Origin of the sequence: Larkinella soli, from assembly GCF_003703975.1 — a bacterium.
Classification (GTDB): Bacteria; Bacteroidota; Bacteroidia; order Cytophagales; family Spirosomataceae; genus Larkinella; species Larkinella soli.
The window spans coordinates 67810-94572 of record NZ_QTJY01000018.1; the positions used below are offsets into that span (position 1 = coordinate 67810).

The following is a 26763-nucleotide window of genomic DNA, read 5'->3' on the forward strand; positions in this document are numbered from 1 at the left end:
GCGATGCGTTGCCGGTATTAATATTCTGGATAGCCCGTAGCCTCGCTATGGGCTATTCATTTTTACGTTTTCGGGTAACCCGCGCCGGACCCCCGAAATTCAAAACTCGAAAATCCAATCAAACAATGGCAATTACCGCACAAGACGTTAACAGACTCCGGCAGGAAACAGGCGCCGGGATGATGGACTGCAAAAAAGCGCTCACCGAAGCCGATGGCGATTTTGAGAAAGCAAAAGACATCCTGCGGAAGCAAGGCCAGAAAATTGCCAACAAACGGGCGGAAAATACGACGGCCGAAGGCATCGTTCTGACGCACGTGAGCCCCGACGGCCAGACGGGCCGGATCATCGCCTTTGCCTGCGAAACCGAGCCGGTTTCCAAGGTAGCCGACTTCCAGAACCTGGCGATGTCCCTGATGGACAATGCCGTCACGGCCAAACCGGCCACCAAGGAAGAACTGCTGGCACTGCCCCAGGGCGACGGCCGCGCACTCCAGGATCACATTACCGACCTGATGGGTAAAATCGGTGAAAAACTGGACGTGGTGGCCTATGAGGTCGTCACTGCCGATAAGGTGGTGGCCTATAACCACTCCAACGGGAAACTGGGCGTTCTGGTCGGCCTGAGCAACACGAACGGCACCGACGTGACCGAAGTAGGCAAGGATGTGGCCATGCAGATTGCCGCCATGAAGCCGGTGGCCATCGATAAGGAAGGCGTCGATGCCAGCCTCATCGAGCGCGAAATCGAAATCGGTAAGGACCAGGCCCGCGCCGAAGGCAAGCCGGAAGCCATGCTGGAAAAGATCGCCATGGGGAAACTCCAGAAATTCTATAAGGAGAACACCCTGCTGAACCAGGAATTCGTGAAGGATCCGTCGCTGACGATCGCTCAGCTGCTGGATAAGACCAGCAAAGGGCTGACCGTTTCGACCTTCAAGCGCGTCGCGATCGGTTAATCCGAACCGTTTTCAGACATCAGTCTTATTGTCAGTAAATAGATATTCCGAAGCCCGGCCCATTTTGGCCGGGCTTTTTTTATGAAATATTTCCAAAGTTACTTTTATTTGTACATTCAAGTTTTATTTGTGGCTGACTGGTAACAAGTGGAGCCTCTGTCGTAAAAAACAGGGAGGACGCCCGTTACTTTAACAACTTTAAGAGGTCTTATAGAATGATTGCTGCCCGGGAAGCGAAGCGATTGACTGACGAAGAGCTGGTTCGTCTGTATATTACGACTCAGAGTAACTACTACTTTGAGCATCTGTATAGCCGATACAGTGATAAGGTGTACCGGAAGTGCCTGACCTTTACGAAAGACCCCCTAAAGGCGCAGGACTTCACCCACGACATCTTTCTAAGGATCATCATGCGGCTGGGCAGCTTCAAGGAGCAATCCCGGTTCTCGGCCTGGCTGTTTTCCATCACCTACAACTACTGCACGGACCAGCTCCGGACGACCCGCAAAAAAGGCGAAGTGCCGGTCGAATCCGACATGGACTGGGCCGACGAATGCAACGAAGGGGATCTGGAAGCGCTGGAAGCCGACCGGCTGCAGTCGGCACTGGGCTACCTGACCATCGAGGAACAGAGTCTGCTGCTGATGAAATACCAGGACGACGTCAGCATCCGGGAAATCGCCGACATTCATAATCTGACGGAAAGTGCCGTCAAGATGCGGCTCAAGCGGGCGAAGGAAAAGCTGAAGAAGCGGTACATGGAAGCGCTTATTTTCTGGGCCGTGCTCATCGCCAAACTCATCGCCTGGCTGAAACTGCATAAATAAACCACCGTAACGCATCGAAAACATTCCATGGAATCAATGTACAATGTGTTCAAAGCCATCGAACTGCCGGATACCTGCCCGCCGGCCGTCAAGGAAGAACTCTTTTCGGAGATCGGCCTGATCCGGAATTCCCTGACCGTGGTCGAAGTATATGTCGATGACCTGTTCGGCGTCGCATCGATGATGTTTACCGACATTTCCGGGCCGCTTGGCTCCTCTCTTAATCGTAATCGGCTATGAATCGAATTCCCGCTTTTGTCGACATCCTGATCAATACCTTCACCACCCTGATCAACCAGTTTATTGACTTTGTGCCGAGGATCATCGGGGCGGCCTTCATCATGGCGATCGGTTTTGGGGTGGCGAAGGGCCTGGCGCTGCTGGTGTGCAAAGTGCTCGAACGGGTGGGTTTCAACCGCATCGGCGACCGGCTGACCGAAATCGACTTCATCAAACGGCTGAATACCGAGATCAAACTGAGCGACATCGTCGCCAAAGTGCTGTATTACTTCGTATTGCTCATCTTCCTGATGGCCGCTACCGAAACCCTCGGCGTGTCGGCCATAACGGAGATGGTAAAATCGCTCGTCGATTTCATCCCGCACCTGATCGCGGCCGCGATCATGATCCAGGTCGGGGTGCTGCTGGCCGATGCCCTGAAAGGGGCCGTCGTGACGCTCTGTCAGTCGTTCAACATTGCTTCCGGGCGGCTGCTGGGCATGATCGTCTTCTTCTTTTTTCTGATCATCACCCTCATCAGCGCCCTGGGCCAGGCCGGCATCAATACCGAGTTGCTGGAGTCGAGCTTCAATCTGCTGATCGGCGGGGTGATTTTCGCCTTCGCCATCGGCTACGGCATTGCCTCCCGCGACGTCATGGCCAACATTCTGTCTTCTTTCTACAGCAAAAACCGCTTTCACGAGGGCCAGACCATCCGGGTCGGCGAGATCAAGGGGACCATCGTCCAGATCGACAACACCTCCCTGACCCTGCAGACCGATTCGACCGTCACGATCATTCCCTTACAGACGTTGCAATCCCAAAGCGTGGAAGTTTTCGACTGAACGGTTTTTCCGGGGCGCTGAATTTCAGGAGAATACTTTGACCGTTTTGCTTCTTTTTATAATTTATTGCCCACAACACCTAACTCGTATTCATATGCTCAGGGAATTCAGAACCTTCATTGCCCAGGGGAATGTACTTGATCTGGCAGTGGGCGTTATTATCGGTGCGGCCTTCGGAAAGATCACCACCTCGCTGGTTGAAGACATCATCAACCCGGTTCTTGGTCTGATCACCGGGGGCGTCGATTTCAGTCAGTTGAAACTCGTGCTGAAAGAGGCCGTCGGCGAGACGCCGGAGGTAGCGATCCGGTACGGAAATTTTTTAAATATCGTCATTCAGTTTCTGATCATCGCCTGGGTGGTGTTCATGATCGTCAAGGCCGCCAACCGGTTCCGGTTATCGTCTTCCCTTCAGAAAGAATGACCGCCTTTTCCGGCTTCCGGATTCGTCAGCCCCGCCCCGAGCGGGGTTCTTTATTGATAAAAAGTCCTATTTTTACCCCCACGTTCGGCAGCGCCGGCGGATACGTACCGGTCTATGGAAGGAAAGCAGCCTTTAATGGTCATTCTGGGAGGGGGAGAAAGTGGGGTGGGAGCTGCTCTGCTGGCAAAAGCCAGGGGGTTTGAGGTTTTCTTATCAGACAAGGGCAGCCTTCAGGAGCCCTATCGCCAGATTCTACGGCAGGAGGCCATCCCGTTCGAGGAGGGCAGCCATACCGAGGACCGTATTCTTCAGGCCGTCGAGGTGGTGAAAAGCCCCGGTATTCCGGAAAAAGCCCCGCTGGTTCAGACACTCCGGCAACTCGGGATTCCGGTGATTTCCGAAATCGAACTCGCGGCCCGCTATACGAACGCCCGGCTGATCGGGATCACGGGCAGTAACGGCAAAACCACCACCACCCTGCTGACCTACCATCTGCTGAAAACCGCCGGGCTGAACGTAGGGCTGGCGGGCAACATCGGCGACAGCTTCGCCCGGCAGGTGCTGGAAAACTCCTTCGACTATTATGTGCTCGAACTGAGCAGTTTTCAGCTCGACGATATGCACCGCACCCGGCTGGATGTGGCCATTCTGCTCAACATCACGCCCGATCACCTCGATCGGTATGAGTACCGGTTTCAGAACTACGTGAACTCGAAATTCCGCATCCTGCAAAACATGATGCCGGAAGATACTTTTATTTACTATCAGGAAAATCCGGCCATCGCGCAGGAATTGCAACTGAGAAAGCCGTCCGTCCGCTCGCTGCCCGTTTCCCTGGAAACCGCTCCTGATCCGGGCGGCTTTCTGCTGGACGGCGAACTGGTGGCCGACGACGGCCGGCGGCCGTTTCGGCTGCCCACAGCCGACCTGCCCCTGAAAGGAAAACACAACGCCATCAATATGCTCTCGGCCGTGCTGGCCGCCCAGGCCGTGGGCGTCGGGCCGGAGGCCATTCGGGAAGGACTGGTGACCTTTAAAAATGCCGAACACCGGCTCGAACCGGCGGGTACCATTGACGGGGTAACGTTCGTCAACGATTCGAAGGCCACCAACGTCGACTCGGTCTATTACGCGCTGGAGAGCATGACCGGCCCGGTGATCTGGATTGCGGGCGGGCTCGACAAGGGAAATGCTTATGATCAGCTCGAAGGGCTGGTAAAAGAAAAAGTAAAAGCCTTAATTTGTTTAGGCAAAGATAATTCCAAGCTGACCGGCTATTTCAAACACCGGGTTGCGTTCCTGTATGAAACCCAGGACGTGAACGAAGCGGTTGCCAAGGGGCTGGAATGGGCGGTTCCGGGCGATACCGTGCTGCTGTCGCCGGCCTGCGCCAGCTTCGACCTGTTTCGGAATTATGAAGACCGCGGCAACCAGTTCAAGGAGGCCGTGAAGCGACTGATGAAATAATTTGTGCTCATATCATGACTATTTCGGCGAAAGCGTGGCTGAAGGATAATCTGCGGGGAGATTATCACATCTGGGGAGTGGTGCTGTTTTTGTCGATTATGAGTGTTGCGGTCGTGTACAGCGCCACCGGTACGATGGCGTACCAGAAACTCAAATCCACGGAACACTACCTGTTCAAACACGGCGCCCTGGTCGTGCTCGGTCTGGCCTGTATGTGGATCGCCCACCGGGTCAATTACATCTATTACGCCCGGCTGTCGCGGTTCGGCATGTGGCTTTCGGTGCCGTTGCTGCTGTGGGCCTATTTCAAGGGAGCCAACCTCAACGAAGCCTCCCGCTGGATCACGATTCCTCTCATCAACCAGACGTTTCAGCCGTCCGACCTTGCCAAACTGGCCCTGATCTCCAACCTGGCGGCCATGCTCGCCAAGCGGCAGTATATCCGGAAAGAGCAGTATGACCCGAGCATGCTGGTGAACATGATCGGCTGGATCGGCATCATCTGCGCCTGCATCGTTCTGAGTAACACCTCGACGGCCGCCCTGCTCGGTGCGACCTGCTTCCTGCTGATGTTTATCGGGCGGGTGCCGGGTAAATACCTTATGATCATGGTGGTGGTCTGTCTGGTGCTGGGCAGTCTTGCCCTGATGCTGGGCCAGCGGTCGAAAACCGCCAGCAACCGGATCACCAATTTCTGGGAAACGTTCCACGGCCGCAAACCGCCCGAATACCAGGTCGAACAGTCGTACATCGCGCTGGCCCACGGCGGCATCTACGGACAGGGGCCGGGCAACAGCCACCAGCGTAACTTCCTCCCGCACCCCTACTCGGACTTTATTTTTGCGATGATCGTGGAAGAGTACGGCCTGATCGGGGGCGTCATCATCATCGCGGCTTATCTCTACCTGCTCTGGCGGGGTATGCGGGCCATCCAGAAGGCCAACCGGGCCTACGGAGGGCTGCTGTCGGCCGGGCTGACGTTCAGTATCGTCATTCAGGCCATGATCAATATGGCGGTGGCGGTGGGGCTGGTGCCGGTAACCGGGCAGCCGCTTCCCTTATTGAGCATGGGCGGTACCTCGCTGCTTTTCACCGGAACCGCCATCGGCATCATCATCAGTGTCAGCCGCGGAGAAGCGGATGAAAGTAAAATTTAGCAGACAGCGACCGCAAACGGCCGATCTATGAAAGTGATTATCAGCGGTGGCGGAACCGGCGGGCATATTTACCCGGCTATCGCCATCGCCAACGAACTGAAAACCATCGACCCCTCCATCGACGTCCTCTTCGTCGGGGCGGAAGGGAAGATGGAGATGGAAAAAGTACCGCGGGCCGGATACCGGATCGTGGGCCTGCCCGTGGTCGGTATCAAGCGGAAGCTGACGGTCGAGAATCTGGCGTTTCCGCTCAAACTGGGCCGCAGCCTCGTGCGGGCGCGGCAGATCGTCCGGGATTTCGCCCCGGACGTGGCCGTGGGCGTCGGCGGTTATGCGAGCGGACCGGTCCTGATGGCCGCTTCCCTGAAAAATATTCCGACCCTGATCCAGGAGCAGAACTCCTACGCCGGCCTGACCAACAAACTGCTCGCCCGCTGGGCCGAAACCATCTGCGTGGCCTACCCCGGGATGGAAGCCTTTTTTCCGGCGGAAAAAATCCGGATGACGGGCAACCCGGTCCGGACCGACATCATGGAGGCCGTGGGCAAGCGGGAGGAGGGGCTGGAATTCTTCGGCATGAAACCCGACTATAAAACGCTGCTCATCATCGGGGGAAGCCAGGGCGCCCGGACCCTTAACGAAAGCATTGAAAAAGACCTGCCCCTGCTGGCCGAAGCCGGGCATCAGGTGATCTGGCAGACCGGCCCGCCGTTCATCGAACGGGCCGCGAAGGCCATCGGGGGCATCGGCTCCGACCGGATCAAGGCCATGGATTTTATTTACGCCATGGATAAGGCCTATGCGGCCGCCGACGTGGTGGTGTCGCGGGCCGGAGCGTTGTCGGTGTCGGAACTGTGTCTGGTCGAAAAACCGGCCATCCTGGTGCCGTTTCCGGCGGCTTCGGAGGACCACCAGACCAAAAACGCCATGAGTCTGGTCGGCCGGCAGGCGGCTTTACTCATTAACGACCGGGATGCGCCGAAAGAACTGGTCCCGGCCGCGCTGCGGCTGTTGAACGACCCCGTTCAGCAGCAGACGCTCAGTCGGAACATCCGGCAGCTGGCCAAACCGAAGGCCGCCCGGGAAATTGCCGAAGAGGTGCTGAAACTCGCCGGAGCGAAATAAGCCCAGCCCGAAGTATTGAACAGAAACGATAAGGTAAAAAACGTTGGATACATTGAATCTGGATACCATCCGCTATGTCTACTTCCTGGGCATCGGCGGCATTGGAATGAGTGCCCTGGCCCGCTGGTTTCTGATCAACGGGTATGAAGTCGCCGGCTACGACCGGACCTCCACCCCCCTGACCGACGCGCTCGCATCGGAAGGCATGCGCATCCATTTTGAGGAAGATGTTGAGCAGGTACCGGTCCATTTCCGCGAAAACCGGGAGCAGACGCTGGTTATCTACACCCCCGCCGTACCGAAAACCCACGCCGAATACCGGTATCTGACCGGGCAGGGCTTTACGCTCCGGAAGCGTTCGCAGGTGCTGGGGCTGCTGGCCGGGCGCATGACCACCGTAGCCGTGGCCGGAACCCACGGCAAAACCACGACCTCGTCGATGGTGGCCCACATCCTGAAAGACGCCGGGATCAACTGCACGGCTTTTCTGGGCGGTATTACCCAGAACTACGGCACGAACTTCCTGCTCAATGAGCCGACCGACGACCTGTCCAAGGTGATCTGCGTCGTGGAGGCCGACGAGTTCGACCGGTCTTTCCTGACCCTCTATCCGACGGTAGCCATCGTTACTTCGACCGATGCCGACCACCTCGATATTTACGGGGATCATTCGTCGGTGCTGGAATCGTTCGGGGCGTTCGTGAGCCAGATTCAGCCGGGCGGGACGCTGTTCATGAAACAGGGCCTGGCGCTGGCGAAGCAGACCCCGGCGAGCGTTTATGAGTATTCGTTGGAAGCCGGCGCCTACCACAGCCGCAACCTGCGGATCGAAAATGCCTGTTTCGTGTTCGACATCGTCGGTCCGGAGGGCGTGATCGAAAATGTCAGCCTGCAGGTACCCGGCTTTCACAATGTGGAGAATGCCGTGGCCGCAGCCGCTGCCGCCCTGCGGGTGGGCGTGACGCCGGACGCCGTCCGGGAAGCCCTTGGAAAATATAAGGGCGTAAAACGTCGGTTCGAATATATACTGAAATCAAAAAACATTATATTTATTGACGATTACGCACATCATCCTGCGGAAGTACAAGCCTTTCTGTCGTCGTTGAAGGCGTTGTACCCGGAGCGCAAGGTAACGGCCATTTTCCAACCGCACCTCTACAGCCGGACGCGCGACTTCGCCGACGGGTTTGCAGAAAGCCTTTCACTGGCCGACCGTGTAATCCTGCTCGACATTTATCCCGCCCGCGAATTACCGATCGAGGGCATAACTGCCGATCTGATTTTCCGAAACATTCATTCAGAATACAAGATTCAGTGTACTAAAGCCGAACTGGCCGACATTCTGCGGAGCGATCCGCCGGAATTGCTGGCTACCATCGGCGCCGGAGACATCGATCAGATGATTCCGGTACTGAAAAGTCTTTTTCAGACCAATGAATAAAAAATAAAGTTGTTTCAGGTTAATTAATGCCGGATGTTTTCTATTTTTCCCCTAAATAGGACGCTGATCGTGACGGTAGCCGGATTGGTTGCTCTGGTCGGGCTGATCGCCTTCACCGAGCACCGCCAAAGCCGCCGGCATTGTGAAGGAATAGAAATTCAGCTGGATGAAGTCGACGGACATCGTTTCCTGAACCGCAACGACGTGTTGAGGACGCTGACCAACGACGGAGCCGACCCGCTTGTCGGGGATAGCTACGCGGACATGGACCTGAAGCGATTGGAAAGGCGCCTGAGACAGAATGGGCTGGTCAAGAGTTGTCAGGTGTTTCGGGACCTGAGAGGTGAGCTGATCGTCGATATTCAGCAGCAGCGGCCCCTGGCCCGGCTGGTGGCCGACGGCGACGAGGAGAAATCGGCTTTTGCCGGCTACTACCTGAACGAAGAAGGGCGCTGGTTTCCGCTGTCGATGAACTATACCGCCCGGGTCGTACTGCTTTCCGGACCCTATTTCAGCGAACGGAAGTCGCTGGCGTCGGCCCAGAACCGGCCGCTGATCGATCTGCTTCGGACGATCGCGTCGGACCCGTTCTGGAAGGCGCAGGTCGCGCAGGTGGTCGTGGACAGAAACCGGGAAGTGACGCTGATCCCGCAGGTGGGCGACTGCCTCATCGAGATCGGTCAGCCGGTAGATCTGGAACCAAAATTTGAGAAAATAAAGCTGTTTTACAAACACATCCTGCCGTTGAAAGGGTGGGAGCGATACCGTAGAGTCAGTGTACAGTACCGTAACCAGATAGTGTGCGAATGACACCAAAGCAGGAAGAAATTATTGTTGGCCTGGACATAGGCAGCACCAAAGTTTGCGCCGTGGCCGGCCGTCTCATCCGCAGTAACGACCACCCCCGTCTGGATGTCCTTGGGGTGGGCAAAGCCGTCTCCAGAGGAGTTACCAAAGGTTCAGTCGTCAATATCAGTCAGACCGTCGAAGCCATCAACCGGGCCGTCGAGGAAGCCGCCGTCCAGGCGAACATCGACATTCATGTCGTGAATGTCAGCTTCTCGGGGCAGAACGTTTCCGCCCGTCGTCAGCACGGCAGCATTACCCGGACATCGCCGGGGGATGAGGTCGTCGTGGACGACATTCAGCATTTGGTGGGCGACATGTACCGCTCGGTGCTGCCGGCCGGTTCGGAGATCGTTCATGTCCTGCCGATGGACTTCATGGTCGACAGCGAGTCGAACATCGACTACCCTGTCGGGCGGATCGGTGTGAAGCTCGAAGCCGACTTTCAGGTGATCACGGCCCAGACCAGCTCGGCCTCCTACACCCGGAAGTGCATCGAGCGGGCCCGTGCCGCATCGCCCCGCAAGGAGCCGCTGGAGAAGGACAAGTTTCTGCTGGCTCCGCTGGCGTCGGCCCTGGCCGTTCTGACCGAGGAGGAAAAACACGCGGGCGTGGTGCTGGTCGACATCGGCGGAGGTACTACCGAAATTGCGATTTATCACAAGAACGTTCTGCGGCATGTGTCCGTCATTCCCTTTGCCGGAAACAGCCTCACGGCCGATCTGGAGGTGGGCTGCCGGATTCTGCCGACCCAGGCCGAACTGCTGAAAACCAAGTTCGGCAGCGCCGACCCGACCGACTTCCGTCTGAACGAGGTGGTGGCCGTGCCGAACCTGAGCGGTCGCCCGCCCAAAGACATTCTGCTGAAGAACGTGGCCCTCGTCATCGAGGCCCGGCTGAAGGAGATTGCCGCCATGGTGCAGGCCGAAATCACCCGTTCGGGCTACAAGGATAAACTGGTGGGCGGAGTCGTGCTGACCGGTGGAACGGCCTCCATTCCGGGAATCGAACGAATTTTCGAACGGGTAACGGGTCTGGATGTCCGCATCGGTTTTCCCGACCAGCTGGAACACAACGTAAAGGCCGACCTGGTGAGCGACCCGGCTTTCGCGACGGCCGTCGGGCTGGTCTGGGCCGGTTTCAAACGGCTCGACGAGCGAATCCCTCTGCAGCAGCAGGCGATGGAACTTCCGCGGCAGCCGGCCCTGACGCCGGTAGGCCGGGAGGAGCCGAATCGGGGGAAAACAACGGATAAAAAGAAAGGCATCGGAGACTGGATTCGCTCCTTTTTTACCGATGACATCAGCAAAGATCTCGGTCCGGACGACCGGTATTATCAGTAATTGGTTTAGACGGTATAGCGCGGATTTCCGACGTTACGAATAAATTTTCAAATTGCGCAAAAAACATTATAAGGTATGCCAGAGGTACTGGAGTTTGGCATGAGGTTCGAGTATCCCGACGAGGAGGATCAACCGATCATAAAGGTAGTAGGCGTGGGTGGTGGCGGCAGCAATGCCGTTAATCATATGTACAGGATGGGCGTAAAGGATGTGGACTTTGTGGTCTGCAACACCGACCGTCAGTCGCTTACGAACAGTCCGGTGCCGACGAAAATCCAGCTGGGTGCCCTTCTGACTTCCGGACTGGGAGCCGGAACGAACCCCGAAGTCGGCCGTCAGGCCGCTCTGGAGAATACGGAAGACATTCGGCAGCTTCTGGGCGAACCCACCAAGATGGTGTTCATCACCGCCGGTATGGGAGGGGGAACCGGTACGGGGGCCGCTCCGGTGATTGCCCAGATCGCCCGCGAAATGGGCCTGCTGACGATTGCGGTCGTCACGGCGCCTTTTGATTTCGAGGGGATCGAAAAACTCGATCAGGCCATGCGCGGCATCGAGGAACTGAAGGAGTATTGCGATACGGTTCTGGTTATTCTGAACGATAAACTGGCGGAAATCTTTGAGGATTTCCCGATGGATCAGGCGTTTGCCAAGGCCGACGACGTGCTGGCCAATGCCGTGAAAAGTATTGCCGAAATCATCACCGTGCAGGGTGAGATCAACGTCGACTTCATGGATGTGAAGCGGGTGCTCGAAGGCGCCGGTCAGGCCGTCATGGGCTCGGCCGATTCCGAGGGCGAAACCCGGGCGCTGTCGGCCATTACGGAGGCCCTCAACTCGCCCCTGCTCAACGACCGCGACATTCGGGGCGCCAAGCGGATTCTGCTTACGATGGCCTCGGGTCCGGATGCCCGCACGACCATGAACGAGCTGAAGATCATTACCGGCTACATCAAGGAAAAGATCGGCAAGCAGGCGCACCTGTTCAAATACGGTACGATCAAGGACAAAACGCTCGGCAAACAGCTGAGAGTGACCGTGATCGCGGCCGGTTTCGACCTGCCCGCCGAACCGCAGGACTTCCCGCCTTCAAACTGGAAGCTGCCGATGGAGCTGGAAAAAGAGATGGTTTCCGACCAGCTGCCGGCCGAAGAAGAATCGTTCGCTCAGGAGAACGAAACTTCCGAGAACGAGGCTCCAATCCTGACTCCGACCGGTATCGGTACCATGGCGGCTCCTTTCGAGGACATCGGACGCCGGGCCGTCAACCCCGTTCCGGCCGATATTCTGATCGACGAGGAACGGGAGGACGACCTTCTCCAGATTCAGAAAATGGTGGAAGGGTTCGTGGCTACCCGGTATTCGGAACGGGACCTGGAGACACCGGCTTTCATGCGCCAGAAGGTAACGCTCTACGAACTGCCGCTCATTCCGGACCATGACCTGGTCCGAAGCCGGCTGAATGATTAGAAGACAGGGAGAACACCCGAGAAGTGACCGGATCGCGAAGCCCGCTGTCCGGTCATTTTTTGTTAGAAGTCGATCAGCTGCTGGGCCTGCTGCTGAAGCAGCATCCGGTACAGATCGTTGTGCAGGGCGCCGTCCTTCCAGTGTACCTTGATCTGGGCCAGCTTGACCCGCAGGGCCAGCGTGTGGGTGCCGAGATAGCTGAAGATGTCGTTCAGGTGGCTGAGCGCCAGGGCACCGCCCTGATGGTTGGCCGATACGCCCACCAGGGCCACCTTCTTGTTCGCCAGGCCGTTCGGGTAGCTCATGCCGTCGATGAACGCCTTCAGGACGCCCGGGTACGAGTTGTTGTATTCAGGAACGATGAACACCAGTTTACGGGCACGCTCGACCACTTCCTTGAACTGGTTGAACCCTGGATTCTTGCCGGTATTCTCGTAAAGAGCGGTCGTTGTGAAATCGGACGGAAGCCCGGTCAGATCGAGGACGTAGCTGTCGGCGTGAAGCTGCTGAAGAATGGTGTGGTAGTATTCGGCGATCTGACGGGACATGGAGTGCTTCCGGTTCGTCCCGACGATGATAATGATCGTATTTTCACTTACCGGTCCGGCAGGAGTCCCGTTCATATACCTATCTTCGTAGTGGCTAAGATAATGGGTTGATTGCAGGAATAACAACCCGATTCCATTTTAGTTCAGGTAACTTCATGACCCACCAGGATGTAAAAGGCGCGTTGCTGGCGCAGGCAGACCCCGAAAAAGCCGCCTTTTTCAAGCGATTTTTTAAAACCGGCCCCGGCCAGTACGGAGAACACGATCAGTTCCTCGGGCTCTCGGTGCCTCAGCAGCGGGAGATCGCCAAACGGTACCGTTCGCTGCCTCCGGACGAGACCGAACAGCTCGTTCGCGACCCTTATCACGAATGCCGGCTGACGGGCCTGATCATCTGGACCAACCAGGCCAGAGGGTCCGGGGAAGAAAACCGCCGGCTGATTCTGGAGTATTACCTTCGGAACCGGGCGTATGTCAACAATTGGGATCTGGTCGACGTAACCTGCCCCGAAGTGGTCGGTAACTATCTCCTGAACAAAGACCGCAGCCTGCTCTACGATCTGGCGCAGGAAAACCACCTGTGGTCGCAGCGGATCGCCATCGTTTCTACGCTCGCCTTTATCCGGAAACAGCAGTTTCAGGACACTTTTCAGATTGCGGAATTGTTGCTCAGCCACCGGCACGACCTGATTCATAAAGCCGTCGGCTGGATGCTGCGCGAGGTGGGAAAGAAAAACCTGGACGCGCTCGAGGAGTTCCTGCACGACCACGCCGGCCGGCTCCCCCGGACGGCCCTGCGCTACGCCATCGAACGATTCGAACCCGCCCGGCGGAAGTACTACCTTGGACTATAGGGAGTCGTGTTAAATTCTTGTTATCTTTGGCAGCTTTTTGATTTTCGTTTTCAGACTCGATATGTCCTGGTTTATCCGTAAAGAGAAGGGTATCAATACACCAACCGAAATGAAGCGCGAAGCGCCGGACGGCTTGTGGTACCAATGCCCGAACTGCAAGAAGGTGATGCATACCCGTGAACATAAGATGAATGCCTACACCTGCGTTCACTGTAATTATCACGAGAAAATCGGTTCGACTGAATATTTTGCCCTATTGTTCGACGACAACCTGTTTACGGAGCTGGATGCCAACATGACCTCGGCCGACCCGCTGCATTTCGTCGATACGAAGGCGTATCCGGAACGGGTGAAGAGTACCATCGGCAAAACCGGCCTGAAGGATGCGGTTCGCTCGGGATACGGGAAGATGAACGATCTTGAGGTGACGATCGCCTGTATGGACTTCAACTTCATCGGCGGTTCGATGGGGTCCGTCGTCGGCGAGAAGATTGCCCGCGCCATCGACCATTCGCTGAAAACCCGGACGCCGTTCCTGATGATCTCGCGCTCGGGCGGTGCCCGGATGATGGAAGCCGGCTTTTCGCTCATGCAGATGGCCAAGACCTCGGCCAAACTGGCGCTGCTCTCCGAAGCCAGAATTCCCTATGTCTCCCTCCTGACCGACCCCACCACGGGGGGCGTCACGGCCTCATTCGCCATGCAGGGGGATTTCAACATTGCCGAACCGGGTGCCCTGATCGGCTTTGCCGGGCCGCGGGTCATCCGTGAAACCATCGGAAAAAACCTGCCCGAAGGCTTCCAGAGCGCCGAATTCGTACTTGAACACGGCTTTCTGGACTTCATCGTCGATCGGAAAGACCTCAAGGACAAAGTAACCAGTCTGTTCAGGATGCTGGAGTAATGCGCATCGTCTCCCACCCGGTTCTCTGCAATTATTACATCACGTACCGGTGTAACGCAACCTGTAGTTTCTGCGACATCTGGGAGCGGCCGTCACCGTATGTGACCATGGAGAACGTGCGGGAGAACCTCCGGGACCTGAAGCGGCTGGGCGTCCGTGTGGTCGACTTCACCGGGGGCGAGCCGCTGCTGCACCGCCAACTCGACGAACTGCTCCGCGAGGCCAAACAACTGGGCCTGATCACGACCATCACGACCAACGCGCTGCTCTATCCCAAATACGCCGAGCGGCTGCGGGGGCTGGTCGATATGCTGCATTTCTCGCTCGATTCGCCCATTGCCGAAGAACACGACCGGTCGCGGGGTGTCAAATGCTTCGACAAGGTGATGGAATCTATCGCCGTCGCGCGGGGGCTGGGCGAGCGCCCCGACATCCTGTTCACCGTATTCGAACACAACGTCCACCAAATCCGGCAGCTGTACGACGAAATCTGCTGCCCCAACGATCTGGTGCTGATCCTCAACCCGGTTTTTGAATACAATGAAGTGGAAGCCGGCGATAAACTGTCGGAAAAAGCCCTTCAGGAGATGACCTGGTGGGGAAAACAGAAGAACGTTTACCTCAACGATGCCTTCATCCAGCTCCGGCGCGACGGCGGCAACCACGTCGATGACCCCGTCTGCCGGGCGGCCAGCACCACGCTCGTGATCTCCCCCGAAAATAAACTGGTGCTGCCCTGCTACCACCTCGGCACCAAAGACTTCCCCATCGAAAACCGCCTGTATGACCTCTACCGGTCGCGGGAGGTGCAGGAACTGGTGGCGCTGGAAGGCCGTCTGCCGGGCTGCGAGGGCTGTGCCATCAACTGCTACATGCAGCCCTCTTTCGCCGTCGAACTCAATAAATACTGGTGGAAAGCCCTGCCCAGCACCCTGAAGTACAACCGCATCAAAGGCACCTGGAAACAGCTTTTCTGAGGAACCACCCCAACCCCTCCTTATCAAGGAGGGGCTTTTCTATAAGAGATCCCTAATTCTGCAAATCACCCCCTCCTTGGTAAGGAGGGGGGCGGGGGGTGGTCAGCGTTTCAGCACCTTCTGCGTGAAAACCCGCCCCCGCGCCGAGGTTTTCAATAGATACGTGCCCGGGGGAAGCTGGTCGTTACCGATGGAGGTTTCGTGGGCCAGAGCCGGAGTGTTCCGCTCGATCTGTTCGATGATCCTTCCCTGAAGGTCGATCAGCTCGAAGCGGGCGGTGGTGGGCTGGGCGCTTTTAATTACCACCGTAAAGTGCAGCAGGGACGGAATGGGAAACACGTCGATGGTGAGGTCCTGCGCATCGATGCCGCCGTCTGATGCGGTCAGCAGGCCGCGTTCCATGACCGGCTCGTAAGGCGGGACGGTTCCGGGGTTGCCGCCGGCCCGGTCGTCGACGAAGCAGACCATCTCATACTCCGTCTCGCTGATTTTCACGCCGTTTCTCCACTCGGCCGCTACCAGAGCAAACACATACCGCCCGACGACGGTTGGAGCATCCCAGGTAACCTCCCCACTGAGGGCGTCGATTTTAAAGGTTCCTTTCCGCGATACGTCGTTGGGAAAGATAAATTCATCGACCAGTTGACTCATTTTCCCGCAGTCTCCTTTCCGGATGCGAACCAGATAATAGGCCACACTGTCGCCCTCGGCGTCGGTCGCCGGGAAGCTGAAGGTGGCTTTTCGGTTCACCGAAGCCCTCAGAAGCCCCGGCAGTGGCTGAAAAACCGGGGTGCTGTTGGGCCGGCCCGGTACGATGGTGGTTTCGATGTAAAAGGGCGAATTGACCGAACCCGGAAAATTCTGCATATCCGACGAGCGGTTGGTAAGGTTGCTGACCGAAACCGTATAGGACCCGCTGCCGGTTCCGTTATACGAATGGGTGGTCTTGAAGACGATAAGCATCAGGCCGGGGTCGATAAAAGCGGTGGAAACCCGCGGAATAGTTACCGTGTCCGAACCGTCTCCGAAACAGAACGGAATGCTGGTCGACTGCTCGGCTGCCTGTCTTCCCTGAATGGCGTCCATGTACAGGTAAACCGTAAACTCGTAGGTAGCCGTCCCGGATACCTGACGAGCCTGAATATAGCCGCCGAGCAGGTGCGTAGCGAAGGAGGAACCTGCCAGACCCAGCACCAGAAGGAACGTAAACCCTGTTTTCATGCCATGAGTGGATGGATAGATGAAGGAAAGGCAATCACCCCAGAAACGGGAATTCCGTTTTTATAGTATGATCACTGTTTGCTATTTGGTAGTATTGGTCACAAAATCCATTAAAAAATGCTGTACAGCCCCCAACAGACCGGCGAATTCGCCCCGGAACGCCTTCGGTACCTGCTGGTCCGCCTGGACGACCACGTGCTGACGATCACCCTGAACCGGCCGGAAAAGAAGAATGCCCTTCATCCCGCTCTGCTGAATGAACTGGCCTTTGCTCTGGCCTGGGCGCACCATGAAAAAACCGTCTGGATGGTGGTGCTGGCCGCGGCCGGCGACGTGTTCTGCGCGGGGATGGACCTGAAAAGTCTGACTTCCGGAGGGCAGGAGGAGGAAACCGTGCCTCCACCTTCGGGGCCGGTACGGCTGGCGGAGGTGATGACCGGGCTTCAAAAGCCGTGTATCGCACGGGTGCAGGGGCCGGTGTATGCGGGCGGGTTTCTGCTGGTATGCGGATGCACCCATGTCGTCGCAGCCGATTCGGCTACTTTCTCCCTGCCGGAAGTAAAACGGGGGCTGTTTCCGTTTCAGGTGCTGGCGAGTCTGCTGGAGATCATGCCCGCCCGCGCAGCCCTCGACCTGTGCCTGCGTGCCCGGACCCTCACCGCCCCCGAAGCGCTCGCCCTCGGGCTGGTCACGGAAACGGTTTCGGCCGCGGAGCTGGATACCGCCGTCGAACGCCTGACGACGGAGCTGAAACAGTATTCGCCGACCGCGATGCAGTTCGGACTTCGGGCGTACCGGCAATTGAAAAGCCTGCCGCCGGACGGGCAACAGGCTTTTCTCTACGAACAGTTTCAGCAGATTCAGCAGACCGCCGACGCCCGGGAGGGCATGGCGGCTTTTCTGGAAAAACGCCCGCCGGTCTGGAGCGGAGAGTAATTACAGATCGGGGCAGTTTTCGCGCCGTCGGGTATCGATGATATTCTGGATTTTCCACTTTCCGTCGATTTTGACGAGCGTGAAGGCGTTGACGCCACAGTGGCTTTTTTTCTCGTTGAAGTAAAACACATATGGAGTCCAGGCCGTCGCCAGTTCACCGTCGATCTTCACCTCATAGTTCATCAGCCGCTCGTCCAGGGCGCCCGGTTTCTGCTTCCCGACGGAGGTGACGAAACCCGGAATCGACTCGTTACGGATGCTCACCTGCCCCTCCTTGTTTTTGGCTACGCTCTGGAGCGTGGAAGTCGGCAGAAAAACCGCCCTGAACAGAGTCGTGTCGGCTTTTCGCATCCCGTCGAACATCTGGGTGATGGCCGACCGGACGGCTTTTTCATCGTCCGACTGCGCCAGCGCGGCCGAGGCAATCAGACAGAAACAGGCAAGGAGGAACGCTTTCATCGGTCATTTATGGTTTACATGACGTTCTCCAGCACGGCCGCCCAGCGTTCATACGCTTCCCGATAGCCCTCCTGCGCCCGGAGGTCGGGTTCGATGGTGCGGGTCACTTTCAGGCCGTTGAAGGCTTCCTGGCGGTTTTTGTAAATGCCGAGGCCCAGCCCGGCCCCCCGCGCGGCTCCCTGCGCCCCGTCGGTGTTGTAGAGCTGAATCTCCGCGCCCGTCAGGTTGGCGAGCGTATCGCGGAACAGCGGGCTGAGGAACATATTGGCTTCTCCGGCCCGGATGGTCTTCAGCCCCACGCCGACCTGTTCCATGACCTGAATGCCGTAATAAAAGGCGAAGACGATTCCTTCCTGCGACGCCCGAATCCAGTGCGGCAGGCCGTGGCGGGTTAGTTGCAGGCCGTGGAAGACCGCCCCCATATCCCGGTTTTCGAGCATCCGTTCCGCACCGTTCCCGAAGGGCAGGCAGAGCAGTCCGTCTGACCCGACCGGTGCATGGGCCGCCCGTTCGTTCATTTCGGCGTAGCTGATGGAGCCGCCCAGCAGCTGATTGCGCAGCCAGCTGTTCAGAATCCCGGTCCCGTTGACGCAGAGCAGCACCCCGTAGCGCGGGGCCTGTTCGGTATGGCTCACGTGCAGGAAGGTATTGACCCGCGACTGCGCATCGTATTTGGCCTGATCGCTGACGCCGTAGACGACGCCCGAGGTGCCGGCGGTGGCGGCAATCTCGTTGGGTTCCAGCACGTTCAGGGAGAGGGCGTTGTTGGGTTGATCGCCGGCCCGGTAGGTAACGGGTGTTCCGGCCGCCAGCCCCAGTTCGGCGGCCGCCCGGGCGCTGACCTGGCCCTGCACCGAGAAAGTGGGCCGGATGTCGGCAATCAGCGACGGGTCGAAGCCGTAGTAGTCGAGCAGAAAATCGGCGGGGCGGTTTTCCTGAAAATCCCAGAAAATGCCCTCGGACAAACCGGAAGGCGTCGTGACGATTTCGCCGGTCATCCGGGCGGCCAGGTAATCGCCGGGAAGCATGAATTTATGGATCTTTCCGTAAACGCCCGGCTCGTTTTCCTTCACCCAGGCCAGCTTGGCGGCCGTAAAATTTCCCGGTGAATTGAGCAGATGCTGGAGGCTGCGGCTCTGCCCGAGGGCCTGAAAAGCTTTTTCTCCGTAAGGAACGGCCCGGCTGTCGCACCAGATGATGGACGGACGCAGCACGTTGAGGTCTTTGTCGACCACCACCAGCCCGTGCATCTGGTAGGAAATACCGATGGCTTTCACGTCCTCAGGCCGAACGGAGGCTTTCGACAATACGGCTTTGGAAGCCAGGCAGGCATTTTTCCACCAGGCTTCGGGCTGCTGTTCGGCAAAACCCGGCTGCGGGGCATCGATCGGCATTTCGGTTTCGGGAAAGAAGGCGGAGGCTACGGCAGTGCCGGTTTCCACCTCCACCAGACTGGCTTTTACGGACGAACTACCGACGTCGAATCCAAGAAGATACATTAATGGATGGGTTCAGCTTTGAGTTGATACGCAAAGTAACGCATCCGGCCGAAGTTCGCCAAACCCCGGCCGGACATTCCACTGCCCGAAAGGAAGAACCTTAACAAGCGGGCTGTCTTTTAGGTTGTTACAACACAAGCCGTCAGGCTGTCAACCTCCTTCCGCCATGAAAAACCGGTTCTCTTTTCCGATTCTCGTCCTGCTCGCCGGATTGACCTTCCATTGTCAGTCGAAAAAAGCGGCCGACGAAACCGAACAAACCGCAGCCGCCGACGCGGACACGGTAGCCACCTCGACCGTGGGAGACGTAAAAACCTACGGCTGCAACGACAACGAGACGTTCTCGGTCCGTTTCGAAACCACCAACGGAAAGAAAATCGCCGTCTTTATCGACGACGGCAAGGAAATCCCGCTCGACCCCATCGAAACGGCCTCCGGATCAAAGTACTCCGACGGCAAAATGAGCATCTGGTTCAAGGGCAGCGAAGCTCTTGTGGAGTTCAAAAACGAAACCCGCTCGCTGAAAAACTGCAAAACCCGGTAAACCCGCCGGCCTACGGGTCCGGCGCCAGGTGGAGCATGAAGGCGTATTCGAGGGCGATTTCCTTCAATGCCTGGAAACGCCCGGAGGCCCCGCCGTGACCGGCTTCCATGTTGGTGTGCAGCAGCAGCAGGTTGTCGTCGGTTTTCATCGTCCGCAGTTTGGCGACCCATTTGGCCGGTTCCCAGTATTGCACCTGCGAGTCGTGCAGGCCGGTGGTTACCAGCAGGTTGGGGTAGGCTTTCGGCTGCACGTTGTCGTACGGTGAATAAGTAAGCATATAGTCGTAGTACGGCTTTTCCTTCGGGTTGCCCCATTCCTCGAACTCGCCCGTCGTCAGCGGAATACTTTCGTCGAGCATGGTCGTGACCACATCCACGAACGGCACGGCGGCCACCACGCCCCGGTACAGTTCCGGTTTCTGGTTGATGATGGCGCCCATGAGCAGACCGCCCGCGCTGCCGCCGAGCGCAAAAAGCCGGTCGGGGGCGGTGTATCGGTTCTGAATCAGATATTCCGAAACGTCGATGAAGTCGTTGAAGGTGTTTTCCTTCGTCAGCATCTTGCCGTCGTCGTACCATTTCCGACCCATTTCCTGCCCGCCCCGGATGTGGGCGATGGCATAGATGAAGCCGCGGTCGAGCAGGCTCAGGCGGCTGGAACTGAAACCCGGGTCGGTCGAAAGGCCGTAGGAGCCGTAGGCATACTGAAGCAGGGGGGCCGAACCGTCTTTCGGCGTACCTTTCCGATAAACCAGCGAAACCGGCACCTGAACCCCGTCACGGCCCGGAGCGAACATCCGTTCCGAAACATAATTGTCGGGGTCGAAACCGCCCAGCACTTCCTGCCGCTTCAGGAGGGTTTTCTCCTGCGTATCCATGTTGTAGTCGTAGGTGGAGTTGGGGGTCGTCAGCGAGGCATACCCGAACCGCAGGATATTGGTGTTGAAATCCGGGTTATAGGAAATGGCGGCCACGTAGGCCGGTTCGCCGAAGTCCAGATAATGCTCTCCGCCGTTCTGCTGGTCGATCACCCGCAGGTGCATCAGCCCCTCCTTCCGTTCGCCCAGCACGAGGTGGTTCGTAAAGACGTCGAGCTGCTGGAGATAGACGTCCGGCCGGTGCGGAATCACCTCCTTCCAGGCGCTGCGGTCGGCGGTATGGCCTTCCGGCACTTCCATGAGCCGGAAGTTTTCGGCATTCCAGTTGGTGCGGACGTAGAACTTGTCGCCGAAGTGCTGAAGGTCGTATTCGTGCCCTTTTTCGCGGGGCAGAAATACCTGAAACGCGCCGGTCGGGTCGGCGGCTTCGAGCAGGCGGTATTCCGAAGCTACCCCGTTATGGTCCGAGACCACCGCAATGTATTTCTTCGACTTCATGCGGTAGAGGCCCATGTAAAACTGGTTGTCTTCCTCCTCATACAGCAGCACATCCTCCGACGGGTCGGTGCCGAGCACGTGGCGGTAGACCTGATAGCCCAGCAGGGTCGTTTCGTCTTTCCGGATATAAAAGAGCGTTTTATCGTCGGTGGCCCAGGCATAACTGCCCCCCTCGGTATTCGGGATGGCGTCGGGGTAAATCTCTCCGGTTTTCAGGTTTTTGATCCGGAGCGTATACAGCCGCCGGCTGACGGTATCTTCGCCGTAGGCCACCAGCTCCTCGTTGTCCGACACCTCCAGCCCGCCGATGTCGTAATAGGAGTGTTCCTTCGCCAGTTCGTTGACGTCCAGGATGGTTTCTTCGTCCGCCTGCATTGAACCCCGCCGGCGGCAGAACAGCGGATATTCCCCGCCCTCGACGAAACGCGTATAATAGTAATAGTGGCCTTCCTTATACGGAACCGATTCGTCCTGCTGTTTGATGCGGTTTTTCATCTCCTCGAACAGGTTCTCCCGCAGTTCCCTGACCGGGGCCAGCACCGCTTCGAGGTAGTCGTTTTCTTTTTTGAGGTAGTCGATAACTTCCGGGTTCTCGCGTTCGTTAAGCCAGTAGTAATTATCGATCCGGGTGTGACCGTGAACCGTCAGTTCTTTGGGCTTGACGGGCGCCTGTGGGGCCGCCGGGAGGCCGGGCAATACGGCGGGTGTCTGTGCGTTTGTCATGGAAAACTAATCAGGACTGTGGTGGTTAAACACCGTTTTCCCCTAATTCGTTAAGGCAATTTTCAGGGATGGGATCAAATGTAACCGTTTGCCAAAAACCTTAAAATTTTTAAAATCGAGCTTACTGCGTTCCCGTCATTTTTTGTTATTTTGAAGACGGATACGGCCACCCTGTCTATGAAGAAAAAGGTTTACGTTTATTTGCTCCTGGCGGGCGGAATCTGTTTGTTAAGTGCTTATCAGTTCGGTCGGCCCGGTCGAGTTTTGCCCGTCGGCGACAGCGATCCGGCCGGTTCCAAACCCAAATTAGAGAAGGTTTTCTCGAAAATAAATCAGGAGGTGCTGCAAAACAGCCGGGCCTACGAAACGCTGGGCGAAGCCTCGCAGCGGATCGGCCATCGCCTGACGGGCAGTTCCAACGGAAGCCGGGCCGAAGAATACGCCCATAATCTGCTCCGGCAATACGGTTTTTCGGAAGTACGCTATGCGCCGTTCGAGGTGGAGTCGTGGATGCGTGACACGGTGACGCTGGCGGTCGTTCCTAATAAAAGTGACAATTTCCGGGATGTGGAAGTAGTAGCCCTGGCTCATTCGCCCGTTGATGCCCATGTCAGCGGGGAACTCGTCGACGTCGGGAATGGGCTGGAAGGCGATTTTGCCGCCCTCAAAGCAAAAATCAAGGGCAAAATTGTCCTGGTGAACATCGGCCTGTCCTCCCCCACGAGGGGCTCCCGCAACCTGCACCGGTCGGAAAAGACCGCCCTTGCCATTCAGCACGGCGCCATCGGCGTCATCATGGTCAATCTGGTGCCCGGCAACGTGCTGCTGACCGGCACGGCCTCCGTCACCGGCAAGCTGATTCCGATTCCGTCGGTCTGTATCTCGATGGAGAGCGGGCAGGAGATCCGGCAGTGGATGCAGGAAGAAAAGAACCTGCACGCGCTGATCGACATGACCAACATCAGCCGGAAGATCAGGGCCCGGAACGTGGTTGCCACGCTGAAAGGGTCGGAATATCCGGATGAAAAAATCATCATCGGCGGCCACCTCGACTCCTGGGACCTGGCCACCGGCGCCATCGACAACGGCCTCGGTTCATTCTCCGTTCTGGACATCGCCCGGACGTTCAAGTCGCTGAAGCTGAAGCCGAAACGGACGATCGAATTCGTCATGTTCATGGGGGAGGAGCAGGGCCTGCTCGGGTCGAAGAGCCTGGTCGAGGATATGAAAAGCGCCGGGATGCTGGATAAGGTGCGGTATGTGCTCAACCTCGATATGACCAACGACCCGAACGGGATCAACGCCTTCGGGCGGAGCGAGATGGTGCCGTTTCTGACCTCGATCGGGGAGACGATGAAGCAGGTGGAGCCGGCTTTTCCGAACATCATGTCCAACCAGGCCGATCTGCACAGCGATCACCAGCCGTTCATGATGGAGGGCGTTCCGGTGGTCGGCCTGAACGGGCATCTGGAAAAGAACGCCCTTGATTGTTACCACGCCAACTGCGACCGCATGAATCTGGTCAATAAGGAACAGATGAAAAACACGGTCCGGTATTCGGCCATGCTGCTCTACGCCATCGCCGACGCCGACGACATTCCGACCCGGCGCATGGACGATACCCGCACCCGCGACTACCTCATCGCCCAGGGGCTGCGCACCCCGCTGCAGATTTCCAACGAATGGCGCTGGAAAGAGTAGGTTAGTTTATCCCTGAATCGCGGAGGTTCCGTTGGTAATCCGGACCGGATAGCATTTCAGCGCAATCTGGTAGGCTTCCTGATAAGCCGCCGTCATCCGGGCCACGAACGCATCGGCCTGATCCCGCCGGACGATGTTGATCGTGCAGCCCCCGAAGCCTCCGCCCATCATCCGGGAACCCAGAACGGCGTCGTCCTGCCGGGTCTGGTCGACCAGAAAATCCAGTTCCGGGCAGCTGACCTCATACTGGTGCTGAAGGCCGTCGTGGGTTTCGTACATCTTCCGGCCGAAAGCCGCCAGCTCGTCGCCGAGCAGGTATTCACAGGCTTCGCGGACACGCTGAATTTCCTGAACCACATACCGGCAGCGGTCATACACCTTCCCCGGCATTTCATCGCGGTGGGCCTCGACCAGCTCCAGAGAAGCATCCCGCAGCGACCGGATGCCCGAATCGTATTTCCGAAGAATGGCCACCCCGGTTTCACACTCCTCCCGGCGGGTATTGTATTCACTGTTGCCGAGCGAGTGCTTCACGCCCGAGTCGCAGAGAATGAGGCTATAATCTTCCGATTGAAAGGGGAAATACTGGTGTTTCAGCGATTGGCAGTCGAGCTGAATGACCGACTGTTCCCGCCCGAACATGGAGGCAAACTGGTCCATGATGCCGCAGTTGACGCCGACAAACAGGTTTTCGGCCCGCTGGCAGAGCTTGACCATGTCGAGCGTTTCCAGATTCAGGTCATACAACTGGTTCAGCCCGAAAGCCAGCCCGCACTCCAGAGCCGCCGACGACGACAGGCCCGCCCCGACCGGAATGTTTCCGCCGAAAACCAGCTCGAAACCGCCCGGTTTACGACCCAGTTTCTGAATCTCATCGACCACGCCCATCAGGTAATTGGGCCAGCCTTTCGGCGATTTTTTCAGCTCATTGACCGAAAACGTATGCGACTGGTTCAGGTTCTCGGCCACGACGCGGCAGGTGCTGTCCGGACGCCGGGCGATGGCGAAAATGATCTCCTTATCAATGCTGGCCGGCAGTACCAGGCCGCCGTTATAGTCGGTATGTTCTCCTAGGAGGTTGATCCGGCCGGGGCCGCGGACCAGCAGTTCCGGCCGGCGGCCGAACTGTTCCTGAAACACGGTGGCGATCTGCTGAATAGAGGGCTGCTGAGCAATCATAGGGAGTCAGAGAGTCTGGTCAAACGAATCAGGGTTCAAAGTTGACAGGCTTTTTACAGTTTACAAACAAGAAACGACCGAACGGCATTTTTTCTTTCTCCCATTGCCCCCGACCAGTGTCCTTTTGAGCGAACGTTCGTCTAACGGAATAACCACCCAACCGGAACTCTGGAATTCATGCTGGCAAAAACCTATGGAAGCGCCGTGCAGGGCGTCAACGCCACCATCATCACCATCGAGGTCGCCGTGGCGCAGGGGCTGCATTTCAACCTCGTCGGCCTGCCCGACAGTGCGGTCAAGGAAAGCGAACAGCGCGTCGAAGCCTCTCTTAAGTTTTTCGATTACCGGATGCCCCGGCAGAAGGTGGTCGTCAATCTGGCCCCGGCCGACATCCGGAAGGAGGGTTCTTCCTATGACCTGCCTATCGCCCTGTGCGTACTTCAGTCGTCGGAGCAGGTGACGTTCGAGCGCAGTCTGGAAGAGTACGTCATCATGGGCGAGCTGTCTCTCGACGGGCGGCTGCGGCCCATCAAGGGCGTGCTGCCGATTGCCATCGAAGCGCGCAGGCGGGGTTTCAAGGGTTTCGTGCTGCCCGCCGAAAACGCCCCGGAGGCCGCCATCGTCAACCAGCTCGATGTTATCGGGGTGGAGACGATGATGGATGCGGTCGAATTTTTCGAGGGAAAGAAAGTCATTGAGCCGCTGGTTTCGGATACCCGCGAGTTGTTCCTGACCAGCCAGAACACCTATGATGCTGATTTTGCGCACGTTCAGGGGCAGGAAAACATCAAGCGGGCGATGGAGATTGCGGCCGCCGGGGGGCATAACGTGGTGATGATCGGACCGCCGGGGGCCGGAAAAACCATGCTGGCGAAGCGGCTGCCGGGCATCCTGCCGCCCCTTACCCTGCACGAAGCGCTCGAAACCACCAAAATTCACTCGGTCGCCGGCAAGCTGAGCCGCCGGGCCACGCTGGTTTCTACCCGCCCGTTCCGCGCTCCGCATCACACCATCAGCGACACGGCGCTGGTCGGCGGGGGCAGTTTCCCGCAGCCCGGTGAAATCTCCCTGGCCCACAACGGCGTCCTGTTCCTCGACGAACTGCCCGAATTCAAAAGGAATGCGCTGGAAGTGATGCGGCAGCCGCTGGAGGAACGCAGGGTCACCATTTCAAGGGCGCGGTGGGCCGTGGAATTTCCGGCCAATTTCATGCTCATCGCCAGCATGAATCCGTGTCCGTGCGGGTATTACAACCATCCGGAAAAGGAGTGCGTTTGCGGCCCGGGAGTGGTGCAGCGGTATCTGAACAAAATCAGCGGCCCGCTGCTCGACCGGATCGACCTGCACGTGGAAGTCACCCCGGTTTCGTTCGATCAGATGACGGCCAACCGGCCCGCCGAGGGCAGCCAGTCCATCCGCGAACGGGTCATTCAGGCGCGGGAAATCCAGACGAAGCGGTTTGAGAATCATACCGGCATCTACTCCAACGCAATGATGCCGTCGCAGATGGTCAAGGAGGTCTGTGTGATCAGTGAAGCGGGCCGCAGCCTGTTGAAAACCGCCATGGAACGGCTTGGCCTTTCGGCCCGGGCCTACGACCGCATTCTGAAGGTGTCCAGGACCATCGCCGACCTGGCGGGGCAGGAAAGCATCGGCATCGAACACCTGGCCGAAGCGATTCAGTACCGCAGTCTGGACCGGGAAAACTGGGCCGGATAAA

25 protein-coding genes are annotated in these 26763 nt (G+C 57.7%); 19 read left to right on the forward strand and 6 right to left on the reverse strand.

Annotated elements, in window-relative coordinates; translation table 11 throughout:
• Window positions 1-125: 125 nt before the first annotated feature.
• From tsf to ftsZ, 12 genes are all read left to right on the forward strand, one after another.
• A complete protein-coding gene (gene tsf, locus DX909_RS24720; RefSeq protein WP_128547920.1) occupies window positions 126-959 on the forward strand; it encodes a translation elongation factor Ts in 834 nt (277 codons plus the stop codon).
• Window positions 960-1174: 215 nt separating this feature from the next.
• On the forward strand, window positions 1175-1786 hold the full coding sequence (locus DX909_RS24725; RefSeq protein WP_128547921.1) for an RNA polymerase sigma factor: 612 nt from the start codon (window positions 1175-1177) through the stop codon (window positions 1784-1786).
• 27 nt (window positions 1787-1813) lie between these two features.
• The gene (locus DX909_RS24730; protein ID WP_229311175.1) at window positions 1814-2026 is read left to right on the forward strand and encodes a hypothetical protein; all 213 of its coding nucleotides are present in this window, start codon (window positions 1814-1816) and stop codon (window positions 2024-2026) included.
• Entirely contained in the window at window positions 2023-2850 is an 828-nt protein-coding gene (locus DX909_RS24735) for a mechanosensitive ion channel family protein (RefSeq protein WP_128547922.1), read from the forward strand. Before DX909_RS24730 ends, DX909_RS24735 begins: the two co-directional genes overlap by 4 nt.
• 94 nt (window positions 2851-2944) lie before the next feature.
• The gene (gene mscL / locus DX909_RS24740) at window positions 2945-3274 is read left to right on the forward strand and encodes a large-conductance mechanosensitive channel protein MscL (RefSeq protein WP_128547923.1); all 330 of its coding nucleotides are present in this window, start codon (window positions 2945-2947) and stop codon (window positions 3272-3274) included.
• A gap of 114 nt (window positions 3275-3388) precedes the next feature.
• Entirely contained in the window at window positions 3389-4741 is a 1353-nt protein-coding gene (murD, locus tag DX909_RS24745) for a UDP-N-acetylmuramoyl-L-alanine--D-glutamate ligase (protein WP_128547924.1), read from the forward strand.
• 14 nt (window positions 4742-4755) lie between these two features.
• On the forward strand, window positions 4756-5898 hold the full coding sequence (locus tag DX909_RS24750) for an FtsW/RodA/SpoVE family cell cycle protein (protein WP_206513047.1): 1143 nt from the start codon (window positions 4756-4758) through the stop codon (window positions 5896-5898).
• A 27-nt stretch (window positions 5899-5925) separates the two neighbouring features.
• Entirely contained in the window at window positions 5926-7023 is a 1098-nt protein-coding gene (gene murG, locus DX909_RS24755) for an undecaprenyldiphospho-muramoylpentapeptide beta-N-acetylglucosaminyltransferase (protein ID WP_128547925.1), read from the forward strand.
• Between the two features lie 52 nt (window positions 7024-7075).
• A complete protein-coding gene (gene murC / locus DX909_RS24760) occupies window positions 7076-8464 on the forward strand; it encodes a UDP-N-acetylmuramate--L-alanine ligase (protein WP_128547968.1) in 1389 nt (462 codons plus the stop codon).
• 69 nt (window positions 8465-8533) lie between these two features.
• Window positions 8534-9274 (forward strand): cell division protein FtsQ/DivIB, encoded by a 741-nt coding sequence (locus tag DX909_RS24765; protein WP_229311176.1) that lies wholly within the window; start codon window positions 8534-8536, stop codon window positions 9272-9274.
• Window positions 9271-10653 carry a cell division protein FtsA gene (gene ftsA / locus DX909_RS24770; RefSeq protein ID WP_128547927.1) on the forward strand — a complete coding sequence of 461 codons (1383 nt, stop codon included), beginning with the start codon at window positions 9271-9273 and terminating at the stop codon, window positions 10651-10653. The genes DX909_RS24765 and ftsA overlap by 4 nt, the downstream gene beginning before the upstream one ends.
• A gap of 75 nt (window positions 10654-10728) precedes the next feature.
• Entirely contained in the window at window positions 10729-12123 is a 1395-nt protein-coding gene (gene ftsZ / locus DX909_RS24775; RefSeq protein ID WP_128547928.1) for a cell division protein FtsZ, read from the forward strand.
• 62 nt (window positions 12124-12185) lie between these two features.
• Here ftsZ and DX909_RS24780 read toward each other — a convergent pair whose 3' ends face one another.
• Window positions 12186-12746 carry an NADPH-dependent FMN reductase gene (locus DX909_RS24780; RefSeq protein ID WP_128547929.1) on the reverse strand — a complete coding sequence of 187 codons (561 nt, stop codon included), beginning with the start codon at window positions 12744-12746 and terminating at the stop codon, window positions 12186-12188.
• A gap of 80 nt (window positions 12747-12826) precedes the next feature.
• On the opposite strand from DX909_RS24780, the gene DX909_RS24785 reads away from it, so the two are divergent.
• The 3 genes from DX909_RS24785 (at window position 12827) to DX909_RS24795 (ending at window position 15406) form a co-directional block, all read left to right on the forward strand.
• Window positions 12827-13525 carry a DNA alkylation repair protein gene (locus DX909_RS24785; RefSeq protein WP_128547930.1) on the forward strand — a complete coding sequence of 233 codons (699 nt, stop codon included), beginning with the start codon at window positions 12827-12829 and terminating at the stop codon, window positions 13523-13525.
• A 61-nt stretch (window positions 13526-13586) separates the two neighbouring features.
• The gene (gene accD, locus DX909_RS24790) at window positions 13587-14429 is read left to right on the forward strand and encodes an acetyl-CoA carboxylase, carboxyltransferase subunit beta (RefSeq protein ID WP_128547931.1); all 843 of its coding nucleotides are present in this window, start codon (window positions 13587-13589) and stop codon (window positions 14427-14429) included.
• Window positions 14429-15406, forward strand: coding sequence for a radical SAM protein (locus DX909_RS24795; protein WP_128547932.1), 978 nt, complete (start codon window positions 14429-14431; stop codon window positions 15404-15406). The genes accD and DX909_RS24795 overlap by 1 nt, the downstream gene beginning before the upstream one ends.
• Before the next feature lie 102 nt (window positions 15407-15508).
• Here DX909_RS24795 and DX909_RS24800 read toward each other — a convergent pair whose 3' ends face one another.
• Window positions 15509-16627 carry a T9SS type A sorting domain-containing protein gene (locus tag DX909_RS24800; RefSeq protein ID WP_128547933.1) on the reverse strand — a complete coding sequence of 373 codons (1119 nt, stop codon included), beginning with the start codon at window positions 16625-16627 and terminating at the stop codon, window positions 15509-15511.
• A gap of 117 nt (window positions 16628-16744) precedes the next feature.
• Between DX909_RS24800 and DX909_RS24805 the strand changes: the two genes are divergently transcribed.
• Window positions 16745-17563: an enoyl-CoA hydratase-related protein gene (locus DX909_RS24805; RefSeq protein WP_128547934.1), complete on the forward strand. Its 819-nt coding sequence runs from the start codon at window positions 16745-16747 to the stop codon at window positions 17561-17563.
• Here DX909_RS24805 and DX909_RS24810 read toward each other — a convergent pair whose 3' ends face one another.
• Both DX909_RS24810 and DX909_RS24815 read right to left on the reverse strand, forming a co-directional pair.
• Window positions 17564-18022, reverse strand: coding sequence for a nuclear transport factor 2 family protein (locus DX909_RS24810; protein ID WP_128547935.1), 459 nt, complete (start codon window positions 18020-18022; stop codon window positions 17564-17566).
• 14 nt (window positions 18023-18036) lie between these two features.
• Window positions 18037-19521, reverse strand: a complete 1485-nt coding sequence (locus tag DX909_RS24815; RefSeq protein WP_128547936.1) for a xylulokinase — start codon at window positions 19519-19521, stop codon at window positions 18037-18039.
• Between the two features lie 166 nt (window positions 19522-19687).
• Between DX909_RS24815 and DX909_RS24820 the strand changes: the two genes are divergently transcribed.
• Window positions 19688-20065 (forward strand): MliC family protein, encoded by a 378-nt coding sequence (locus DX909_RS24820; protein ID WP_128547937.1) that lies wholly within the window; start codon window positions 19688-19690, stop codon window positions 20063-20065.
• Between the two features lie 10 nt (window positions 20066-20075).
• On the opposite strand, the gene DX909_RS24825 is transcribed toward DX909_RS24820, so the two are convergent.
• Entirely contained in the window at window positions 20076-22163 is a 2088-nt protein-coding gene (locus DX909_RS24825; protein ID WP_128547938.1) for a S9 family peptidase, read from the reverse strand.
• Between the two features lie 177 nt (window positions 22164-22340).
• Here DX909_RS24825 and DX909_RS24830 point away from each other — a divergent pair, with 177 nt between their 5' ends.
• On the forward strand, window positions 22341-23864 hold the full coding sequence (locus DX909_RS24830; protein ID WP_128547939.1) for a M20/M25/M40 family metallo-hydrolase: 1524 nt from the start codon (window positions 22341-22343) through the stop codon (window positions 23862-23864).
• Window positions 23865-23870: 6 nt separating this feature from the next.
• On the opposite strand, the gene galK is transcribed toward DX909_RS24830, so the two are convergent.
• Window positions 23871-25043, reverse strand: coding sequence for a galactokinase (galK, locus tag DX909_RS24835; RefSeq protein WP_128547940.1), 1173 nt, complete (start codon window positions 25041-25043; stop codon window positions 23871-23873).
• A 177-nt stretch (window positions 25044-25220) separates the two neighbouring features.
• Here galK and DX909_RS24840 point away from each other — a divergent pair, with 177 nt between their 5' ends.
• On the forward strand, window positions 25221-26762 hold the full coding sequence (locus tag DX909_RS24840) for a YifB family Mg chelatase-like AAA ATPase (protein WP_128547941.1): 1542 nt from the start codon (window positions 25221-25223) through the stop codon (window positions 26760-26762).
• The last annotated feature ends 1 nt before the right edge of the window (window position 26763 follow it).

Bases quoted from the DNA above. Each gene is read 5' to 3' on its own strand.
- tsf (WP_128547920.1), top strand. From the start codon at position 126: ATGGCAATTACCGCACAAGACGTTAACAGACTCCGGCAGGAAACAGGC.
- DX909_RS24725 (WP_128547921.1), top strand. From the start codon at position 1,175: ATGATTGCTGCCCGGGAAGCGAAGCGATTGACTGACGAAGAGCTGGTT.
- DX909_RS24730 (WP_229311175.1), top strand. From the start codon at position 1,814: ATGGAATCAATGTACAATGTGTTCAAAGCCATCGAACTGCCGGATACC.
- DX909_RS24735 (WP_128547922.1), top strand. From the start codon at position 2,023: ATGAATCGAATTCCCGCTTTTGTCGACATCCTGATCAATACCTTCACC.
- mscL (WP_128547923.1), top strand. From the start codon at position 2,945: ATGCTCAGGGAATTCAGAACCTTCATTGCCCAGGGGAATGTACTTGAT.
- murD (WP_128547924.1), top strand. From the start codon at position 3,389: ATGGAAGGAAAGCAGCCTTTAATGGTCATTCTGGGAGGGGGAGAAAGT.
- DX909_RS24750 (WP_206513047.1), top strand. From the start codon at position 4,756: ATGACTATTTCGGCGAAAGCGTGGCTGAAGGATAATCTGCGGGGAGAT.
- murG (WP_128547925.1), top strand. From the start codon at position 5,926: ATGAAAGTGATTATCAGCGGTGGCGGAACCGGCGGGCATATTTACCCG.
- ftsA (WP_128547927.1), top strand. From the start codon at position 9,271: ATGACACCAAAGCAGGAAGAAATTATTGTTGGCCTGGACATAGGCAGC.
- ftsZ (WP_128547928.1), top strand. From the start codon at position 10,729: ATGCCAGAGGTACTGGAGTTTGGCATGAGGTTCGAGTATCCCGACGAG.
- DX909_RS24780 (WP_128547929.1), bottom strand. From the start codon at position 12,746: ATGAACGGGACTCCTGCCGGACCGGTAAGTGAAAATACGATCATTATC.
- DX909_RS24785 (WP_128547930.1), top strand. From the start codon at position 12,827: ATGACCCACCAGGATGTAAAAGGCGCGTTGCTGGCGCAGGCAGACCCC.
- accD (WP_128547931.1), top strand. From the start codon at position 13,587: ATGTCCTGGTTTATCCGTAAAGAGAAGGGTATCAATACACCAACCGAA.
- DX909_RS24795 (WP_128547932.1), top strand. From the start codon at position 14,429: ATGCGCATCGTCTCCCACCCGGTTCTCTGCAATTATTACATCACGTAC.
- DX909_RS24800 (WP_128547933.1), bottom strand. From the start codon at position 16,627: ATGAAAACAGGGTTTACGTTCCTTCTGGTGCTGGGTCTGGCAGGTTCC.
- DX909_RS24805 (WP_128547934.1), top strand. From the start codon at position 16,745: ATGCTGTACAGCCCCCAACAGACCGGCGAATTCGCCCCGGAACGCCTT.
- DX909_RS24810 (WP_128547935.1), bottom strand. From the start codon at position 18,022: ATGAAAGCGTTCCTCCTTGCCTGTTTCTGTCTGATTGCCTCGGCCGCG.
- DX909_RS24815 (WP_128547936.1), bottom strand. From the start codon at position 19,521: ATGTATCTTCTTGGATTCGACGTCGGTAGTTCGTCCGTAAAAGCCAGT.
- DX909_RS24820 (WP_128547937.1), top strand. From the start codon at position 19,688: ATGAAAAACCGGTTCTCTTTTCCGATTCTCGTCCTGCTCGCCGGATTG.
- DX909_RS24825 (WP_128547938.1), bottom strand. From the start codon at position 22,163: ATGACAAACGCACAGACACCCGCCGTATTGCCCGGCCTCCCGGCGGCC.
- DX909_RS24830 (WP_128547939.1), top strand. From the start codon at position 22,341: ATGAAGAAAAAGGTTTACGTTTATTTGCTCCTGGCGGGCGGAATCTGT.
- galK (WP_128547940.1), bottom strand. From the start codon at position 25,043: ATGATTGCTCAGCAGCCCTCTATTCAGCAGATCGCCACCGTGTTTCAG.
- DX909_RS24840 (WP_128547941.1), top strand. From the start codon at position 25,221: ATGCTGGCAAAAACCTATGGAAGCGCCGTGCAGGGCGTCAACGCCACC.